We start from the raw sequence: 3,594 nt of genomic DNA, 5'->3' as shown, positions 1-3,594 counted from the left end.
ATGTAATTGATCACCTTTCCGGTACCTCCTGTTCTCCTCAGATTAAGGAGCAGAAGATACAAAAATAGTGGCAACTTTTCAACCGATATTCGTCAAAAAGTAGCCACTTTTAAACTAACAAATACAGTATTCAACCAGAGAGTCCTTCATTATTTCGGCATCATAGGGATTCTTGAGTTCTTGGCCATCAACATAGATATTCGAAGCAAATCCCAGTTCTTCTGCATTTTGCTCATCAATATGAATATGAACTCCCTCAGGCAGCGAAATTAAACTCTTTTCATTGGCTTTCAGACTCAGTGAATATTTGCCCGTGGCCAGTTTTCGCCATTTACTTAAAGCGAGCTGGTTTTCATTCAGGTCAAATGGCTGCCCATTAAAGCTGAGTGAAATTTCAAACTGGAATTCCTGATCCGGATTAATCCCCGCTCCGGACACTGTCTTGTATATGGAAAACTGATGCATGTCAACAGGTAAATAGCCAGCATAGAATATCTGGCCGTCCTGAAGTCTTCCATACTCTGAAACAGCTTTCGCATTCTCAAGTCTGTCGTTTTCAGACCAGAAAACCAGGTGGTCAATCTGACCATTCAAAATCCGGGTTTGGGGATACTGCGCCAATGAAGGAATCAGCTTTTCATTTTCAAGCCACATTCCGGTTGTGGTATCCGCCGGAATTTTAACCGAGCTGATTAATTTGAATTCAGTCTGGTCGAAGTCTCTGAATTTGAAGAAGACTTCTGAACTTTGCCGGATGTTGGTAAATAACATCTGGGTATCTTCAGTCAGATGAAAGGAATCGTTTTTCTGGTCTGTTGGTCTTCCATTTCGCATGACTTCTGAAACATAGCCTGAATGAGCAGGCAGGTTTTCTGTGACAGAAATCACAGCATCCTGCGGAATCTGAAGTGAAAGTGTCTGTCCGGCCTTCAGTTTGAACACGTAGTTTCCATCCTGATACTGGATATCATACTTTTCAATGTCGGCAGCAGCTGGATTCCAGTTTTTGTTTTTCCAGTGAACCTGCATACTGAATTCAAATTCCTGATCAGGATCTGCGAATTGACCTTCAACCTGTTTCGTGATTTTCAGATTCTTGGAAGGCTCTGGAATGTACGCTGCATAGAACGCAGTATTATCTGTAATCGGGATATCCTGATCAAGACGATGAGGATTACTCATGTTCTGTTCATCTGACCAGTACACTAAACGATATCCAATGCCATTCACTATTTTATATTCCGGATACTGCTCACTATCCATCAGAGGGACTTCGTTGTCTTCAAAAATTTTTCTCTCCGTAGTACCGGTTGGAGCACGGATAGCCGAAATATTCTGCCAGTTTTCTGAACCCGCTTCTTTGAGATAAAAGCCTATGGAAACATACTCTTCCTGATTCAGATAAACGACTCCATTCAAGTGCCATGTTGGTTGGTAGTAAGAAACTGTCGGATTATAGCCATTATGTCCTGCGTTTGCACCGTCTGACATGACAAGTTGGTCCCAATCAATCGTATAATAACCATAGGTGTGCTCATTTCCCGAATTGGGAGCGGCATACTTATATACTTTCGTTTCACCTGATTTTCCGGATACTGCCGTAATTGGCGGATAGGAATCCGGATATCTGTTATTCGGGGAAAGATCAGGAAGCTCTGCTGGTTTCACCAGATGAATTCCCAGCAGATGCAGATAATTCACATCAGAATTTAATGGAACAGAATGCGCCTTCGGCGCTCCCGTTACCAATCCTATACCCATACCATTCCACTCAGAATCGCAATCCCCATCAGGAGTCACTTTAACTCCAGGAATTACGGTGTAGCAGTAAACAGTCTGCTCAATGGTTTCTGGTTTTTCTGATAAAGTCGTCTCTTCTGAAGTCTCATTTTTCGGACTTGTGGCGAACTGATTCTGAACCGATGCTGCATCTGAAGGCTCTTTGTCGGATTGTATGGCTGCTACATACAAGTTTTCCAGATCGATAGTGCTGAATTCAGCGTGCAGCTTTTGATCTGTACGAGTTAGACCCGTACTTTCATCAATGATGACGGCTGCCTGTCCGCCTGTCTCCTTCAGAATGCTGCTGGTAACAGCATCCTGAGGAAACCCGGCCTCATTTAAGTCGAAATCAAGGGTAAATTCTGGATTTTCGGGAATGATATTTCTGCCATCCTCTGTCATCCAGGTGATTCGAAATCCATACAAGCTGACTTTTTCATCTTTTGCAAACAGGGAAGAAGTCAGTTTTTTTTCATGTTCTGCATCTGCCGGAATCTTTTCAATCTTCATTTTGATTTCATCCGGTTTGGTATCAAAACTTCCTTTCACACTCAGCTTCAGTGCCCCTTCTGATGCGCTGAGCGTGTATAAGTTCTGATTATTCTTGTTTTCTTTTTCCAATTCTGTGTTTTCAGAACGATCAGCCGGGGGTTCTTCCTCCCTGACACTCTCTGCGTTATTCTCTACAGCAGGTGGTTTTACATCATCCTGAGTATTTGCCTCAGAGGAATCTGACGGAGAATTCGAGTTCTGATCTGTACCATCCTGACTGTTCTCCGTTTTTTCTTCTGGTAATTCACTTTCTTTTTGCGCTGACTCGCTATCTGAAGAATCGGATGGAACAGCCTGTGGGTCTGGTTCTGAGAGATTATTCTCTGAACTGCCCTGTTCAGTTACCTCAGGAGGCTTTACATCTTCTGGTTCTGTTTCCTGACCATATACAGGAAGAATCTGGACAGCACTCAGAGCAACAGAAAGAAAAAAAGCTAAAAAATTAAAATTTCTATTATGTCGACTCATAAGCATCCTCGTTTCTTTAAAACCGAAAGTACGTTTCTATCCCCTAGACATTCAATTCATGGTTTGAGCATTGCTCTTTACGTATGTTCAGTTCTTCCTGAGTGAGAAGATGATATTTTGATGAATAAGTTTCAGTGAAAACGTTCTGTCGAAATGATATAAGACGATTTGCACCGAGGGATAATATCCACAGTAATCAGGCGATTTGAACACCTGTGGATTGTATCACCCCCTTTCTGTGCCGAAGAGCGGAGAACATGATAAAAAAGGTACACAATTCCTATTAAACCTATGGGTTATTATGTTATCTGTAGTTCCCAAAAATTTTCTACCTAGACCCTAAATTGAGTTCATCAGGGACTTTAATCTTGAATAACTTATATCCCTGATTTGCTTTCGAATCAGCCTCATGAATAATAATTTTGTCTTCGAATACTGAACAACGTTGATATCCCAGGTTTTGAAACAGACTGATTGGATTCAATTTCTTGGTTCTTTTATTCTCATGATTCAATAGTTCCAACTGGATTCTTTTGACAATCATTGAAGCGATAAAAGTAATCAGAAGATGACCTCTCAGACGGTCTTCAGATTGAATACGTACTGGCAATAATCCTGTATAGTTTTTCCCGATATCAAAAGTCTGTTCAACCTGCTGTCTTGTGTAATAAACAGGCAAGATCTCTTCGATGGCTAACTCATTTGAAGAAGCAAGGATGAAAAATCCTTCGGATTCAAGTTTTTCAAACAACTCAGTTGAGGTTCCTGAATCTGGATCCAGATGATTGAGCA

At 41.4% G+C, this 3,594-nt stretch carries 2 protein-coding genes; both read right to left on the bottom strand.

The window, feature by feature from the left end:
• Positions 1–114 precede the first annotated feature (114 nt).
• Positions 115–2,802 (bottom strand): DUF7601 domain-containing protein, encoded by a 2,688-nt coding sequence (locus BO222_RS00445; RefSeq protein ID WP_143356868.1) that lies wholly within the window; start codon positions 2,800–2,802, stop codon positions 115–117.
• A gap of 328 nt (positions 2,803–3,130) precedes the next feature.
• The coding region (locus BO222_RS00440; protein ID WP_143356867.1) for a transposase at positions 3,131–3,594 on the bottom strand (464 nt) is incomplete at its 5' end.

Source organism: Ileibacterium valens (assembly GCF_001945525.1).
GTDB classification, from domain to species: domain Bacteria; phylum Bacillota_I; class Bacilli_A; order Erysipelotrichales; family Erysipelotrichaceae; genus Ileibacterium; species Ileibacterium valens.
The sequence above is the reverse complement of the archived record's forward strand: the minus strand, read 5'-3'. Positions and strand labels throughout refer to the sequence as shown.

Bases quoted from the DNA above. Each gene is read 5' to 3' on its own strand.
- BO222_RS00445 (WP_143356868.1), bottom strand. From the start codon at position 2,802: ATGAGTCGACATAATAGAAATTTTAATTTTTTAGCTTTTTTTCTTTCT.